This is a genomic window from Rhizobium sp. CF122, assembly GCF_000282035.1.
Classification (GTDB): Bacteria; Pseudomonadota; Alphaproteobacteria; order Rhizobiales; family Rhizobiaceae; genus Rhizobium.
The window spans coordinates 53,477-68,099 of the sequence record NZ_AKKA01000075.1 but is presented as its reverse complement, the minus strand read 5'-3'; the positions used below and the strand labels follow the sequence as shown (position 1 = coordinate 68,099).

The window sequence follows — 14,623 nt, the reverse complement described above, 5'->3', positions numbered from 1 at the left end:
GAACCAACGGACTAATTTCGGATGGCCGCCGTGAAGCAAAGCTTCTTGGATGCTGTGATCAAGGCGCGTTTCCAGTGCCGGTGACGGCCTGGACTTTGACACCATGGTCAAGCGGCCCCTGCGTCAAAATCCGGATCAGCATGAGGCGAGTTCTTTTTGCTCGCTGTCGGGACAGAACAAAAAGTGAATCCCGGAAAAGCGGACGCGGGAGTACGTATATTCTAGTAAAAATGTAGAGACACTTTAATTTGGCGTCGTCTTATTCCGGAGGGTATGATGAAAATCACAAGACGAGCTTTCACTGCGGTGGTGGCAGGTGCCATCGCGACACCTTTGACGCATGTTCGACTGGCTGGCGCTGCTGACAAGGTCGTACGTATCGGCTACCAGAAATATGGGACTCTGGTGCTTCTCAAGGGCAAAGGGACGCTGGAGAAGAAACTTGAATCCATCGACTACAAGGTTGAATGGACCGAGTTTCCGGGCGGTCCCCAGCTCCTCGAGGCTCTGAATGCTGGTGCTGTCGATTTCGGATCGACAGGCGAAACGCCGCCGATCTTCGCCCAGGCCGCGAACGCTCCGCTTGTCTACATCGCACACGAGCCGCCCGCCCCGCGCGGCGAGGCCATACTTGTCCCGAAGGATAGCCCCATAAAGTCTGTTGCGGACCTGAAGGGCAAGAAGGTCGCCTTCAACAAGGGCTCGAACGTGCATTACCTGCTCGTCAAGGCGCTCGAAGAAGCTGGCTTGTCCTATGAGGATGTGACGTCATCCTTCCTCGCCCCGGCCGACGGTCGAGCAGCCTTCGAAAAGGGCGCGGTGGACGCATGGGTCATCTGGGATCCCTTCCAGGCAGCTGCGGAAGTGGCGATCGAAGCGCGAGAGCTCAGAAACGGCGAGGGTATCGTTCCCAATCACCAGTTCTATCTCGGCACCAGGACGCTGGTCGACGGCCACGCCCAGGCGATCGATGTCTTGATAGACGCCATTTCTGAGATTGACGAATGGACCAAGTCCGACACGACGGCTGCGGCTGCAGAGCTATCACCATCGGTTGGCATCCCTGAACCTGTCCTCGTCAAGGCGCTCGAGCGTCAATCCTACGGGGTCAAGAACCTTGATGACTCTGTTGTCGCGCAGCAGCAAGACATCGCCGACACCTTTTTCAAACTCAAGCTTATTCCCAAGAAGGTGACGATTGCCGACGTTGTCCGCAAGGGCAAGGCCTGATACCCGGCGGCTGCACGTATCACGTCGACCGATGGATAAAAGAGTTCCGCTTCTGTCGGGACTCGCAGCCTTTCGGAAAAAGGTTGAAGGCCGCCAGCTGAGAGACGACCGTCAGATAATCGTAATTCCTGCGCGCTTACCCCAGCCTCTCAGCTCCAGAAGAAGGTTGGGATTTGTAGCAACATCGATACAATCCAAGACATCAAAGTCGCTCTCTCGGACACGATCTCCAAAAAAGACCAGGCAGCTCTCCGGATCGCATTGGCGCGACGTCCAGATCATGCCTTTGATATCCGGATACGCTCTGTGAAGCGCCTGCGCCCACAAGACTGTTTTCAGATAGGTCGACTTTGGTGTCTCTATCAAATTCGTGCGGGCGATACCCCAGGCTTTGAGGTCCGGGGAATAAAGATTGACGACAGGGAGGTCTTTATTTGGAACGATTCTGCTGACGCTCCGCGATTTGACCGTGCTTAAGCGAGTGGTTTTAAATCGCGCGGTAGGAGCAATATCATGAAATATGCTCTCGAACGCGGCAGCCTCCCGGCTGGTCGCCGCATAAAGCGATGGAACACATGTGCCAGTCACGTCTGCGAACGGCGCAAATCTTGTCGGTTGCCCGAGGCACGGATTGAACTGACCCGGACGAAACGCAGATGCGTGTGTCCGATGAAGTACCGATCCAGCGCTGATCGTCGCGACATTGACGATCGCGAATGCAGCCGGTGGAGGAGGAACACTGTTCCCCCTCACCCAATAACCTCCTCATGTTCCTTCTTCGCCGCAGCCACCAGGGCGTCGGCATTGTCGAGGAGATCGATAGGTGCGGCATCTTCCAGCCAGCCGTTCGAAGACACCAACCACAACGCCTTCTGCCAGGCTGTCATGGATTGAGGAAGCGCCGCCAGAACCTGCTTTATGGTTGGGTGCGGTCGGCCGTCCTGGAACTGAAACGCCGGGAAAAACTCAGAGCCTCGATGCTGAACGGAAATGATTTCGCCATTCTTCTTCCAGCGCGCTGCTGTTGCGTAACTGTTCTTTGCGCTGGATCCAGACTGCTTTCCAACATCGATACTATTTAGTTGAGGCAACTCCTGGACAAAGCGATCACGTAACGCAAGATTGTCTGCCGCAAGCACGCCGCGCGCATCTTCGAGTTCGTCCGGCAAAAGCACTTCCGCTAGTTTGCCTATTGCTGCTTCCAGTCGATTCTCTTCGACCGACCCGCTTACCCGGACCAGTGCGTCAGCGAAAGTTTTTACCGACTCCTTGTCGGCCCCGGATAAATTCCGGTGGAGACGCAGAATGACGGAGTCGCCGAATGCGATTTCGGCCACCGCATTGGCGAACCGCTGTAGCTCTTGCTCAGTTCCTCCGACCCTCAAAGTCTCGCCTTTCCGCAAAGAACCGAGGGCCTCAAAAATCGCAGCCGATAGTTTCGCCTGGACAGCGCTTGTATCCTTGCTGGCGATCGCCGGTGAAGCCAGGTCATCTATCAGTATGGCATGGTCGAACAGTGGCTGCATTGGGAGCCTCATGAGTTTAGTGATAAATCCTCTATATCACTTATGTCACGCCGCGTCGATATCAAGTGGCCGGCCAGGATGGAGCCCGTGGGTCGTGGCAAAGTTGCCGCACGCGGTCGAAAACGGCGCAGCCGTTCTCCTGCGGATGGCATTACACGCCGCAATGCGAAAGGAACCAGACTCGGGTCTTCAGATTTTATTTTATACCATTCAGGCGGCGCAAATCCTTGCGCATACGTATTGCTGCATCGCAACATTCGTGCTTTAGTTCGTTATCTGAGCAAGGATATCGACCATGTCCCAAGTAGCTCTCCAGTCGAAAACGCTCCCCACGGTTCTGGTTGTCGAGGCCAGCGCCGAACTGCGAGCAGCGATGCGGCGGGCGATCGAAATGGCCGGTCTGGCGGCCGTGGATGCCGCCGGCGGCGAGGAAGCTTTGCGCATCCTGGATCGCCGGAACGACATCGACTTGGTCTTCACGGCGATAAACATGCCGGGCAACGTAGATGGTGTAAATCTCGCCGTGAGGATCCACCGGCAATGGCCCGAACTCGCCATTGTCATTACGTCCGCCGTCGTGAGCTTGCGGCAGTCCTCGTTGCCCGAACGGTGCCGTTTTCTGAAGAAACCGTACAATAGCGCCGAGGCGATCAAGTGCTTCAGGTTCTTGCTGGGGTGTTGAAATGGCACAAACATTGCGACCATCGCCCATTTCACTCAGGAGTTTCTGCGCCTGAGAGAGCCTGCGCGAGCTTCGCGTGCAGTGTCACCGTTCGTCCCGAACCATCGTACTTTCTGGGGGAACGCATGCGCGTACTTGATGCACGCCAGCCATCGGGAAGCGTCGCTGAACTACGAACAACTCCACAAGCTGACGCTCATGATGACCCGCGACAGTTCCGAAGTCCTTCAAATATTTCAGCGCATGGTCTTCAACGTGTATGCTCGAAACCAAGACGACCACGCAAAGAACCACCCTTTCTGGACACTCTCTCCTACTTACGATCTCACCTTCTCCTCAGGGCCAGGAGGAGAACACAGCGCTGATGTCGCGGGCGAAGGAAGAAGTCCAGGTATGCAGCACCTGCTGACCGTCTCCAGGGAAGCATCTCTGGCTTACGTCTTCGGAACCGGGGGCGCCAGCTATTGAAGGGGGTGGACGCCCCTTCAACGCGCGCAGGTGACAGCGGCCAACAGACCCTGCTCGACGGTCTTGAACAATTGCAATCGTCCTTTGTGGGCAACGATTACGAAACGTCCTTGGCCGTTGCTGGCAGTGTCGGCGCCGAGACCCGTCGGCAATACCGCCATCGGCGACACGGGTAAATATCGGCTCGCGGCTGGAGGCCAGAACCCGTGACTAGAAAACCTCGATCCTCGTCAGCAGTGCGGTTCGTAACGCGGTTGAAGAGAGCTGCCTCGTTGGTGGAACGGACACTGAACCGTTACCGCGCCAGCCATCCGCCATCGACGGGCAGGACGATGCCGTGGACATAGTCGGATGCCTGTGATGCCAGGAAGACCGCTGCGCCGCCGAGTTGTGCGGGGTCGCCCCAGTGGCCAGCCGGGATGCGGGCAAGGATGGCGGCGCTGCGGTCCGCATCCTCGCGCAGGGCAGTGGTGTTGTTGGTCACGAAATAGCCCGGCGCAATGGCATTGACGTTGATGCCCTTGCCGGCCCATTCGCAGGCCAGCAACCTGGTCAATCCGGCAAGTCCGCTCTTTGAGGCCGTGTAGGAGGGAATGCGGATGCCGCCCTGGAAGGACAATAACGAGGCGATGTTGATGATCTTGCCGCTGCCTCTTTCCAGCATATGCCGGGCAGCAGCCTGCGACAGGAAGAAGACGCTCTTCAGGTTGATGTCCATGACCGCATCCCAATCGGCTTCCGTGAAGTCGATGGCATCGGCCCGACGGATGATTCCGGCATTGTTGACCAGGATGTCGAGCTTGCCGAAGGTCGCAACCGTTTCGTCGACGATTGCCTTGACGGGCTCGATAAAACCGAGATCGGCCTTGATGGCGTGAAAGCCTGCGCCGGTCTTGCGAACCGCGGCTTCGGTTTCGTCCATCGCCGAGCGGCCGACGGCAACGATTGAAGCGCCGGCGGTGGCCAGCGCGACCGCGATCGCCTGGCCAAGGCCGGTATTGGCACCGGTGACCACCGCCACCTGGCCGGAAAGGTCGAACATGGTCATGACAGCCTCACGTCAGGAATTCGGCGCGATGCGGCGTGAAGGTATCGATCAGCCGACCCTCTTCCAGCGCCTTGACCCCATGCACCAGGTTGGGAGGCACGATGAAGCTTCCACCCTGATAGAGGGTTTCGGTGCGGCCATCGATCGTCACCTCGAAACTGCCTTGCGCCACGTAGCTTGCCTGGATATGCGGATGCGAGTGCTGCGCGCCGATGGCATCCTTCTCGAAGGCAACCTCCACCATCATCATCTCCGGCAGATAGGCCATGATGCGGCGGCTTACGCCCGGCTCCGGGCTGACCCACTCGGCACCCTCGGCCGATACGAAAAGATCACTCGCTGTCATCGTCCGTCCTCACTTCAGATCTTCGATGGCGATGAGATCGACATCGGTGTAGTCGACATTGTCGCCGGCCATTGCCCAGATGAACGCATAGCTCGATGTGCCGGCCCCGGAATGGATCGACCAGCCGGGCGACAGAATGGCCTCCTCGTTCTTGACGATGAGATGGCGTGTCTCCTCAGGCTCGCCCATCAGATGCAGGACGCGGGCCTTTTCCGGCAGATCGAAGTAGAGATAGGCCTCCATGCGCCGGTCATGCACGTGGCAGGGCATGGTGTTCCACACCGAGCCCGCCGCAAGCGTCGTCATGCCGACGACGAGCTGGCAGGTCCTGGCGCCCTGCGGATGGATGAACTGGAAGATCGAGCGCTCATTGCTGGTCGCCTGAGAGCCAAGGTCGATACGCTTGGCATCGGATATACCGATGCGTTTCGAGGCGTGACGGACATGCGCCGGCGCACTCAGAAGGTAGAACTTCGCCGGCTGTTCGGCCGAAACGGAACGGAACGTTACCAAACTCCCCATCCCGGCATAGACCATGTCGCGGGCGCCGGCCTGAAACTCCTCGCCGTCGACGACAACGATACCCGCACCGCCAATGTTGACCGCGATCAGCTCACGCCGGGCAAGAAGCGTCTCGGTCCCGGCAGGCTTGATCGTTTCCAGTGCCAGCGGGGCAGACGTCGGCATCGCGCCGCCGACGATCATGCGGTCGTAGTTGGTGTAGTGCAGCTGAATGCGCCCGGGCGCGAAGAGCGGCGGCAAGAGGAAATTCTCGCGCAGCTCGGCCGTGTTGAACCTTGCCGCCGTCTTCGGGTCGATCGCGAAGCGGTTGGTAAAATCGGTGTGGCCCATCATACCCTCCCAGAACCTCTTATTTCAAGTCATCATACATATTGATCACAGTGTGGCAACACACACCCTTCAATTGCATCAGCAATCGACGCAAGAAATACCGCATTAAATTATTATTTTTCCTTATTAAATTTGATTCTTAGCCGGACAAAATTCTTGTTGCTGCAATTTTTGTATGATGACTTCCGGCATAGTTGTCTCAATGAGCCGCTCGCGATATGCTCAAGCATCTTTCACGGACATGATGACGCCCTTGAACACCGCGCCCCCTCCGGTCGATCTCAATTCATCCCGACGGCAGAAGCTCTCCGAACGGATTGCCGGTTCTCTTCGCCAGGATTTCCTTTCGGGCCAGGTCTCCCTTGGCCAGAAGTTGCCGACAGAGACCCAGCTCGCCGGAACTTTCGATGTCAGCAGAACCGTCATTCGCGAAGCAATCGCCGCCCTCGTCGCCGATGGATTGCTGGAAACGAGGCAGGGCGCCGGCATCTTCGTGATCGGCCATCAGTCGTCCGGCCCGATCTTGAGGCAGGATAGATCAAGCAATATATCGCACGCTCTGAACGTGCTTGAAGTTCGCATCGCGCTCGAGGCCGAAAGTGCGGCGCTGGCCGCAACCCGCAGAAATGCGTCGCAGGAAGCGCAGATCCAGGAGAGCTTTTTCGAATTCGATCGCCTCCTGCAACTTGGCAAGCCGACGGGCCAGGCTGACTTCGCCTTCCACCGTTCCATTGCCGAGGCAACCAACAATCCTTTCTATGTCGAAGTTCTCGACGCGCTCGGCGAGCGTACCATCCCGTGCGACGTCAATTCGCCCTATGCCACCGAAGATGTGCTCTCGTATAACTATCAGGCCGGATTGCAGAGAGAGCATCTTGCAATACTGAACGCAATTTCTGCAGGCGATGCTGCTGGTGCGCGCGATGCCATGCGCGCTCATCTCTCGGCAAGCCAGGAACGATATCGCGAACGCCTGCGGGATCGGCGAACGCGATATCAAAGCGTTGTCGAGGCGACCTAACGGATAACGGCGTTCAATCGGTCCGGGTCGACTGGCGTCATCATGACCCTACGATACGGTCTGCATCCATCAAATGTGCCAATCGTTGCCTGCACTGGCTTCCGTGGCTGCGTGCACTGGACTATCCGCAAGAGCATACGCCCTGATATAGTCGATGTGCATTTCCGAACCATTTGCCAGACCGTTCGATGGCGTTCCCGCGGGGCCGCCGACAGCAAGATTGACCAGCATGTACATGGGATCGTGCATGTCCTCGGGCGTGTCCGTCTGCGCAACGGCGACATCGTCGAAGTACCAGGTGATGTGATCCTCGTCCCAGAGGACGCCATAGTTGTGGAAGCCTTGAGTGCTTGCCACTTTGACAGGAAAGGACGTCATCGTATGCGCACCGCTGTGGTCGCTGTGTACCGTGACATTGACGGTGTTCGGGTCCTGCCCGCGCATCTCGACGACATCGAGTTCTGGCGGCCAGGATCCGTCCTCCGGAAGCAGCCAGAAGGCAGGCCAGACGCCCTGCTCTGTCGGCATATCGGCACGGATTTCGAAGTAGCCATAGGTCTGGGCGAAGGATGAATGCGTGTTCAGAAGACCGGATGTGTAGTCGTAGCCGTTGATCTGCGACTGGATCGCCTGCGAGGCCGGTTCCGCTGAAATCGTCAATACGCCGTTGCTCACTGAGAACGGATTTGCCGCTGCGGTCGGCGCGTAGGACGGGTTGATGTACCATTGAAGCTCACCATTGCCCGTCAGCGGACTGCCGCGTTCTGGCGCCCACCAGAATTTCGCATCCCATGTCCCTTGATCTCCGCTGCGTAAAGACAGGCTGTTGAACTCGTCGTCGAAGGTCAGCGCCAGGTGAGAACGGTCGAGCGTCAATTGGAATTGGCTCGCCTGCAGATCCGACGCCACGGTATTGGCGAAGACGAGGCTCTCGCCGCCGCCGAGATCGAGCCGCAGATTGGCGCCCTCCTGAACGGTATGAGCCAGAACCTGCTGGAACGACGAAAGCCCATAGCTGTTCAGCCGCACGGTATCGTCGCTGCTGAAATCGACGATCAGGTCGCTTCCGTTGCCCCGAGTGAAGAGGAATGTATCGGCCCCGCCTCCACCGATCAGCACGTCATTGCCGGCGCCGCCGTCGATCGTTTGGCTTCCCGAGGCTCCGGAGATGATATTGTCCTGCGCGTTACCGAAAGCATAGCGCCCGTTGCCGGTGACAGTCAGGTTCTCGAAATTCTCAGGCAGCGTGTAGCTCATCCAGGTGTTGATCGTGTCGATCCCTGCTCCAGGCGCCTCCACCGCGCGATTTATGCTGGAATAGAGATAGTAGATGTCATCGCCGGTTCCGCCGTGCATGGTCACGTTGACGGAGCTGTCACCCCATATTGAATCGTTACCTGACGTTCCGTTCAGCACGGGGCCGGAGCCGGTCGCGGAAAACCATGCGGTCGAGGCGCCACTGTAAAACAGCGGTTGGCCGACGGCGTTTTGTATCGACTTTGCCATTATCAACTCCTTCGGGTTTTGATAGGTCTCAAGGGTCTTGCTTCTCCCATGGCTGCAACTATTCCTCCCGAAATGCACGAGCCAGCTGGTCCGTGAACGGCTTTGCAAGATAACCGAGTGCTGTGCGCTCGCCCGTCTCGATGAAGGCTTCGACGGGCATTCCGGCAACCGGTGCCAGCGCGCCAAGCCTTTGCCATTCGCTCTCGGGCACCGCGACCCGAAGCGTGTAGTAGGATTGACCAGAATGTGTGTCCGTCGTCAGGTCAGCGGATATCGACGCAACGCGTCCCCTCAGTTCCGGCGTCGTCCTGTAGCTGAACGCAGAGAACCGCAGGCCGACTTCCTTGCCAACAGCAACCTGGTCGACGTCCTGCGGCGACAGCTTCAGTTCGGGCGTGAGCACATCATGATCGGGCACGATCTGCATGATGGCCTCGCCGGGCGAAATCACGGCCCCCGGCGCATGGACGGCGAGCTGGTGGACGATGCCGTCTTGCGGCGCCCTGAGGTCGACGTGTCGCAGCTCATCCTCTATCGCAACGCGGCGCTCGGCATATTCACCGCTGTCGCCCTCGGCCTGCCTGAGCTGCTCGGACACCTCGCTTCGATGGTCGTCGCCCACCTGGATAATCTGCAGCTCTGTTTCGGCGATCTTGCCCTTGATTTCGGCTGTCGAGGCAACGAGGCTCCCGGCCTCTCCTGTCAAATCGGCCGCATCACGTTGCAAGGCATAGACCCGTGTTGCCGGAATGACTCCCTGTCGAAGCAGCGGCTCAAGGCTTGCCAGTTCCTTGTCGATGATGCCGATCGCACGGCGCTTGCCGTCCTGCTGCGCTGTCAGACCTTCGGCCTGCTGTTCAAGCTGGCGTACGCGCTCGCGCAGTTGCGCCGTCCGACCGCTGAGCGATGCGCGGCGGTCATCGAACAATCGCTGCTCGGCGCTCGTAAGGGCGGCAGCCTGAGCAGCATCTGTGCCGCTGGCGACTGCCGGAAATGCGATGGCATCATGGCCGTCGCGCTCTGCTGCAAGCCTGGCGGATCGCGCCGCAAGCTCTCTCAGCCGTCGCGATATGATCGCAAGGTTCGCCTTCGTCTGCGTGTCGTCGAGATGAACGAGGATCTGGCCAGCCGTGACGCGATCACCGTTGCGGACGAAGACCTTCCCCACGGTGCCGCCTTTCTGGTGCTGCACCGGCTTGACGTAGCTGTCGACGACAAGTGTTCCCTGAGCGATCACTGCGCCGTTTATGCGGATCGCCGAGGCAAGCCCCCCAAGCACGCCGACAAGAAGGATGCCAGTTGCCAGAGCGAGAAAAGTGAGGCGGCGGATCGCCCGTTCTGTCGATGTAACGGCTGCTCTGATCATGACGAAAGCCCCTCGCCAGCGCGCAACAGTCGGACAAAGGAACCGGTAGCGGAGACTGGCTTTGGTCCCGTCTTGAGAACATCGCTCTTTTGACCGAACGCTTTGGCACGACCGCCGTCGAGAACCAGCACCTTGTCGACGACAGAAAGCGCGCTCGATCGGTGGGCGATGATCAACACCACCCCTTGCCGCGAGCGAATACCCTCGATCGCCTGCGCGAGTGCCAGCTCACCCTGAATGTCGAGATTGGAATTCGGTTCATCGAGCACAACGAGGAATGGATCGTCGTAGAGTGCCCTCGCCAACCCGATGCGCTGTCGCTGGCCCGCAGATAGCGCCGTTCCCTGCGCACCGATCCGTGTGTCGAAGCCATCAGAAAAACCCACAATCATATCGTAGACGCCCGCCGCCCGGGCGGCAGCGATGATCAACTCCGAAGAGGCTTCCGGATCAAACCGGGCGATGTTGTCGGCAATAGTCCCCTCGAACAAAGACACGTCTTGCGGCAGATAGCCGATGTGGTGGCCGAGCGCTTCGGGCGTCCATTGTGAAAGCGACGCTCCGTCCAGCCTGATATCTCCGGCAAAGGCCGGCCACAGCCCGACGACGCCGCGCGCCAGCGAAGACTTGCCCGAAGCGCTCGGGCCGATAATGCCAACTGCCTCACCCGCTTTGACCTCGAAAGACACGCCGCGAATGATTGGCATTTTCGAGCCCGGAGCTCCGAGGTGAAGGTTGTCCACCATCAACGATTGCCGCGGCGCCGGCAGCGCGACGTCGTGCAGCGTCTCCTCCGTGAGCCGGACCTCCCGGTCGAGCCGAGACCATGCTTGGCGCGCAGCTGCAAATCCTCGCCAATGTGCGATGGCAAGCTCGATCGGGGCGAGCGCACGGCTGACGAGAATCGAGCTTGCAATCATGATGCCGCCGGTTGCTTCCTGGCGAATGACCAGTATGGCGCCCACCGCCAGCACGGCGGACTGCAGCAACATGCGCGCCGACCGCGACAGCGTCGAAAGCGAGTTGACGAAAGTGGCGGTGCGCAAGTGACTGTCGAGGTGGCGCCGGTTGACCTCAGCCCAGCGCACCGAAAGCGCGCCCGCAAAGCCCATTCCGACGACCGCTTCGGAATTGCGCCTCGCGGTTTCAGCAAATTCCATTCGCTCAGCCAGGATCGTGGCCGTCTCCCTTACGGGTTCGCGCGACTTGAGCTCGGCAAGCAGCGCCAGACCCGTCAAGATCACGGCGCCTGCCGCGGCTGTGACGCCAATCCAGTGGTGAAACAGGAAGCAGAGCGCGAGATAGAATGGCATCCAGGGCAGATCGAACAACGATCCCGGACCCGGGCCGGACAGGAATCCACGAACTGTATCGATATCGCGGATCGTCTGCAGACCATCTCCCGGCGACGGTTTGCGCGATGCTGACAGGGCGACTGAGAGAAAGGCACGCCCTGAGAACCGCTCGTCCACCGCCCGTCCGATCTGCCCTAAAAGCAGGGATCGCGTGAGATCAAGCAGCCACTGGAAGGTGAAGAGGGCCACAACGATGACCACCAAACCGACGAGGGTCGGCAGGCTGCGGCTGGGAATGACGCGATCATAGACCTGTAGCATGAAGAACGAACCAGTGAGCGCCAGGACGTTGACAAGGCAACTGCTCACACCAAGTCCGAGAGCACCTAAGCGCAACGACGAGAAGAGGCCAAAGAGAGATCGAGGCTGAGAAAGGGATCCGGTTTCAGACAAATGGGCTCCTTGGGGTCATAGCGCAGACGCACCGTGGCCGAAGCGTCGGCGACACGCGAAATCGAGATCGTTTGCCTAGACTGAGCCAAAAGGGACCGGATGACGACCGCAAACGGCGGTTTCTGTTCCACTTAGCGTTAAGTCACCAAACGAGGTGTTAAGCGCTAAGTCGTATCCCAGTCACGTCGTTAAACGACTGTCTTCTTCCGAGCGCAATAGCGTGATTGCTGCCCAATCGACCAGTACTTACGAGCGAACCTCAGGAATTGAATAAAATTGCGGTTGCATTTGCGCTTGGATTTGCGTTTCGAGCCGCGGGTTCGAGGGCTCTGCAAGTCTCGCCGAGCGCGATCCCGTTCAAATGATCTGCGTTATGCAGCTGATTGGCGAGCAACAAACGCCTGCACCAAGCGATCGGACGAGTTTGACCAGCATGGGACTAAGTATCGCGCTCCATCCCGAAGCCCTCGACTGTCAAATTGCTGACCGCGGTGCGGACAGATGGCTGAGAACTCTGCTTAGGGTATGAATCCGCCAACCAACATCGATCTATGCCCCAGCGTCAGAACAACAGTCGCCACAATGCCCCGGCGGCCTCCAAAGTGGCGGTGACTGAACCACGGTCGCCAATTGCACGCGGCAAACGCACTAATCGGTAAATTCGTATGTTTATCGACAAAAAACACTTGTCAGCGCCAAGATAGATGATAACGTTTCAAGTAATTTGAGGGCCGGGGCATCGGTTGGCGCATCAATCTTTGGGCGCGGCTTCGTGACGGCGAGCACGCGCTCGATGTGGTCAAGCTCCTTCTTCGTCCGCAGCGCACCTACACCAATCTGTTCGACTCTCATCCGCCATTTCAGATCGACGGAAACTTCGGCGGCGCCGCCGGTATCCTGGAGATGCTTGCGCAGTCGCGTCCGAACGAGCTCCGCCTTCTTCCGGCCCTTCCAAGGGAATGGCCCATCGGATCATTGGTCGGCCTCCGCGTTCGGGGCGGTATGACGCTCGATCTCCACTGGAAGGACGGACGACCGACGAAGCTGAAGCTCTCGGCGCCCCGATGTCGAAACGATTGTCCGATTTGCCGGTGCGCGGCAGAAAATCAAGCTCTCAGCCGGCGCGGCCGTCGAGATCGATTGCACGGCGGAGCTGTTCGGTAGACCGAGACCAAAAGGGGGCTGAGGAGCATCGCGTGTTCCCGCCAATCTGGTCAGGATCGCCCGAAATCCGTTCGGCGCAACGCAACGGCAGCGACATTGAATAACCAACATCTCAAGGACCAAATCGCGCCTATCGATCCGCACACCAACGCCGTTTCGAAGAGCATTTACCGCCTGCGAAAGGTGAGGCGGTTACGCCCCACCTCTCAATTAGTCTTGAGCTTCCGTAGAACCCCAAAGGCCCTGCCAATTCTGTTCGCCAACCATGGCGCCCAAAGCAAAGCAAATGGGTTCGCCGATCAAACGTACGAGTTTGCCCGCAAAATTGGGCTCTGCTCGCATACCCATCTGATATGTCAATTCCTCAGCGCGTGCTTTGGCAATCGGATACATGATGGCTTCCGCCACGCGGGATTTCCCCATCAAGCGGACATAGGGAATTGCCCAAAAGTGATAGCCGCGGATTATTGTGCCGAGAGGTTCTGGAACGTGAATGAAAGATCGGCCTTCCAGACATCACGCTCGAGCATGCCCTTCTTGAAGAAGTGGGTGCAAATCACACGACTGGAGCTGCCGCTAGAGCCGCCATACCTCTTACCGCGAGCGTCGTAGTTGGAGTTATAGGTTTACCGTTTCGGGTCAGCTGACCACTTTCTCCGTAACCGTGGATACGGTTGCCATTGCCGTCATATGTGCCGTCACCTGTACGGGACTCAACGTTGGTTGACTGACGGCGACCATTCAGATTCATAGATATTCCCTTCTATTTGCTTGATCGCATGGTGCACTGATATTTTTGCTTTACGCATGCGATTTGAGGCGTGGAGCATTGAGCCTCTCCATCCACGACCGAGCAGAATGAGCATTGATCATTCATTTCCAGGCAGTCCGGATTGGCCTTTATGAAATCTTTCATGCTTTCGGTCTGTTCCGGCGCCCCTCCTTTTGGTTTGGCTGCGTCGGCCGCGAAGACGGGCGATACATTGACGGCTGCAAGCAGGACCAAGAGGGCAATTTTGGACGATACACGTTTCATTGAGAGACTTCCTTCGTAGGTATGTTTCAACTCGGAAAAGTTGAATGGTGTTAAAGTAGCTAATCCCAATGGAGCATGAACAAGCCTCGCTCTGCGCAACCAGAGCGATTCTTTCAATTTCTGGCCGAATAAGGCTAATGGAACGTGCGTGGAAATATGGGTAGCAGTTCAACGGCCTTATCAGCGACTGCCTTGAGCTTTTCCGTTCAGCGGCGCTCGAGGCATGCATCGGAAGGACGAAACAACGTCACCGAGTACCCCCGCCGAGCGCGCGGTTTGCGACCTCATGAGCTGCGATCGCCATCGGCACCCACTTTATCTTGCGTGAGTTTTTCTCGGGAAGATCAGGGGCGCCGGGAGGCACCCTATCCCAATCCAGGACGACGATGACGTCGAAGTCCGCGGCCTCCGGATTGAAACGAGCCCCCCATCATTGACCGTGCTGCCGAAGAGATAGGCTCCAATCGGCTTTGGGGATTCCAAATCCGACGACCCATTCGGAGAGAATGACCTGCAGTTCGTCGATGATCGCCGGGCGCTGAAGCACTGAAAGACCTTTCGCTGTTTTAACGGGATAAATCAGGAGATAGGCCGGCGGCGAGGCGGTCACATCATCTTGCGCTTTGCCCC

The 14,623-nt window shown here is 58.3% G+C and carries 14 protein-coding genes and 1 pseudogene; 4 read left to right on the top strand and 11 right to left on the bottom strand.

The genetic code is table 11. The features are described from left to right. The first annotated feature begins 276 nt into the window (after positions 1 to 276). The gene (locus PMI09_RS17830) at positions 277 to 1,230 is read left to right on the top strand and encodes a sulfonate ABC transporter substrate-binding protein (RefSeq protein WP_007797228.1); all 954 of its coding nucleotides are present in this window, start codon (positions 277 to 279) and stop codon (positions 1,228 to 1,230) included. A gap of 111 nt (positions 1,231 to 1,341) precedes the next feature. Here the strand turns inward: PMI09_RS17830 and PMI09_RS17825 are convergent, their stop codons facing one another. The 3 genes from PMI09_RS17825 to PMI09_RS32840 all read right to left on the bottom strand — a co-directional run bounded on the left by PMI09_RS17825 (position 1,342) and on the right by PMI09_RS32840 (position 3,468). Next, entirely contained in the window at positions 1,342 to 1,983 is a 642-nt protein-coding gene (locus tag PMI09_RS17825; RefSeq protein ID WP_007797226.1) for an RES family NAD+ phosphorylase, read from the bottom strand. Then, complete coding sequence (locus PMI09_RS17820; protein WP_007797223.1) at positions 1,980 to 2,756, bottom strand: hypothetical protein; 777 nt, start codon at positions 2,754 to 2,756, stop codon at positions 1,980 to 1,982. Before PMI09_RS17820 ends, PMI09_RS17825 begins: the two co-directional genes overlap by 4 nt. A gap of 196 nt (positions 2,757 to 2,952) precedes the next feature. Beyond that, the gene (locus tag PMI09_RS32840) at positions 2,953 to 3,468 is read right to left on the bottom strand and encodes a hypothetical protein (RefSeq protein ID WP_443216188.1); all 516 of its coding nucleotides are present in this window, start codon (positions 3,466 to 3,468) and stop codon (positions 2,953 to 2,955) included. A 105-nt stretch (positions 3,469 to 3,573) separates the two neighbouring features. On the opposite strand from PMI09_RS32840, the gene PMI09_RS17810 reads away from it, so the two are divergent. Beyond that, complete coding sequence (locus PMI09_RS17810; RefSeq protein ID WP_338009970.1) at positions 3,574 to 3,906, top strand: HipA domain-containing protein; 333 nt, start codon at positions 3,574 to 3,576, stop codon at positions 3,904 to 3,906. Positions 3,907 to 4,201: 295 nt separating this feature from the next. Here the strand turns inward: PMI09_RS17810 and kduD are convergent, their stop codons facing one another. Genes kduD through kduI form a run of 3 tightly spaced genes read right to left on the bottom strand, consistent with a single transcriptional unit; the run spans position 4,202 to position 6,152 of the window. Further along, positions 4,202 to 4,954, bottom strand: coding sequence for a 2-dehydro-3-deoxy-D-gluconate 5-dehydrogenase KduD (kduD, locus tag PMI09_RS17805; RefSeq protein ID WP_007797214.1), 753 nt, complete (start codon positions 4,952 to 4,954; stop codon positions 4,202 to 4,204). 7 nt (positions 4,955 to 4,961) lie between these two features. Then, positions 4,962 to 5,300 carry a cupin domain-containing protein gene (locus PMI09_RS17800; protein WP_007797212.1) on the bottom strand — a complete coding sequence of 113 codons (339 nt, stop codon included), beginning with the start codon at positions 5,298 to 5,300 and terminating at the stop codon, positions 4,962 to 4,964. 9 nt (positions 5,301 to 5,309) lie between these two features. After that, positions 5,310 to 6,152, bottom strand: coding sequence for a 5-dehydro-4-deoxy-D-glucuronate isomerase (kduI, locus tag PMI09_RS17795; RefSeq protein WP_007797210.1), 843 nt, complete (start codon positions 6,150 to 6,152; stop codon positions 5,310 to 5,312). Between the two features lie 241 nt (positions 6,153 to 6,393). Here kduI and PMI09_RS17790 point away from each other — a divergent pair, with 241 nt between their 5' ends. Next, entirely contained in the window at positions 6,394 to 7,173 is a 780-nt protein-coding gene (locus PMI09_RS17790; RefSeq protein WP_007797207.1) for a FadR/GntR family transcriptional regulator, read from the top strand. 69 nt (positions 7,174 to 7,242) lie between these two features. Here the strand turns inward: PMI09_RS17790 and PMI09_RS17785 are convergent, their stop codons facing one another. Genes PMI09_RS17785 through PMI09_RS17775 form a run of 3 tightly spaced genes read right to left on the bottom strand, consistent with a single transcriptional unit; the run spans position 7,243 to position 11,793 of the window. Then, complete coding sequence (locus PMI09_RS17785) at positions 7,243 to 8,679, bottom strand: family 16 glycosylhydrolase (protein WP_007797204.1); 1,437 nt, start codon at positions 8,677 to 8,679, stop codon at positions 7,243 to 7,245. A 58-nt stretch (positions 8,680 to 8,737) separates the two neighbouring features. After that, positions 8,738 to 10,045 carry an HlyD family type I secretion periplasmic adaptor subunit gene (locus PMI09_RS17780; RefSeq protein WP_007797201.1) on the bottom strand — a complete coding sequence of 436 codons (1,308 nt, stop codon included), beginning with the start codon at positions 10,043 to 10,045 and terminating at the stop codon, positions 8,738 to 8,740. After that, positions 10,042 to 11,793, bottom strand: a complete 1,752-nt coding sequence (locus PMI09_RS17775) for a type I secretion system permease/ATPase (protein WP_007797198.1) — start codon at positions 11,791 to 11,793, stop codon at positions 10,042 to 10,044. The genes PMI09_RS17780 and PMI09_RS17775 overlap by 4 nt, the downstream gene beginning before the upstream one ends. A 729-nt stretch (positions 11,794 to 12,522) precedes the next feature. On the opposite strand from PMI09_RS17775, the pseudogene PMI09_RS32255 reads away from it, so the two are divergent. Continuing rightward, positions 12,523 to 12,979, top strand: a pseudogene (locus PMI09_RS32255) (glycosyl hydrolase family 95 catalytic domain-containing protein); the annotation flags it as partial. A gap of 188 nt (positions 12,980 to 13,167) precedes the next feature. Here PMI09_RS32255 and PMI09_RS29765 read toward each other — a convergent pair. Together PMI09_RS29765 and PMI09_RS30495 are read right to left on the bottom strand one after the other, a co-directional pair. Then, complete coding sequence (locus tag PMI09_RS29765; protein WP_052026556.1) at positions 13,168 to 13,365, bottom strand: hypothetical protein; 198 nt, start codon at positions 13,363 to 13,365, stop codon at positions 13,168 to 13,170. 355 nt (positions 13,366 to 13,720) lie between these two features. After that, complete coding sequence (locus tag PMI09_RS30495) at positions 13,721 to 13,993, bottom strand: hypothetical protein (RefSeq protein WP_007797189.1); 273 nt, start codon at positions 13,991 to 13,993, stop codon at positions 13,721 to 13,723. Between the last annotated feature and the right edge of the window lie 630 nt (positions 13,994 to 14,623).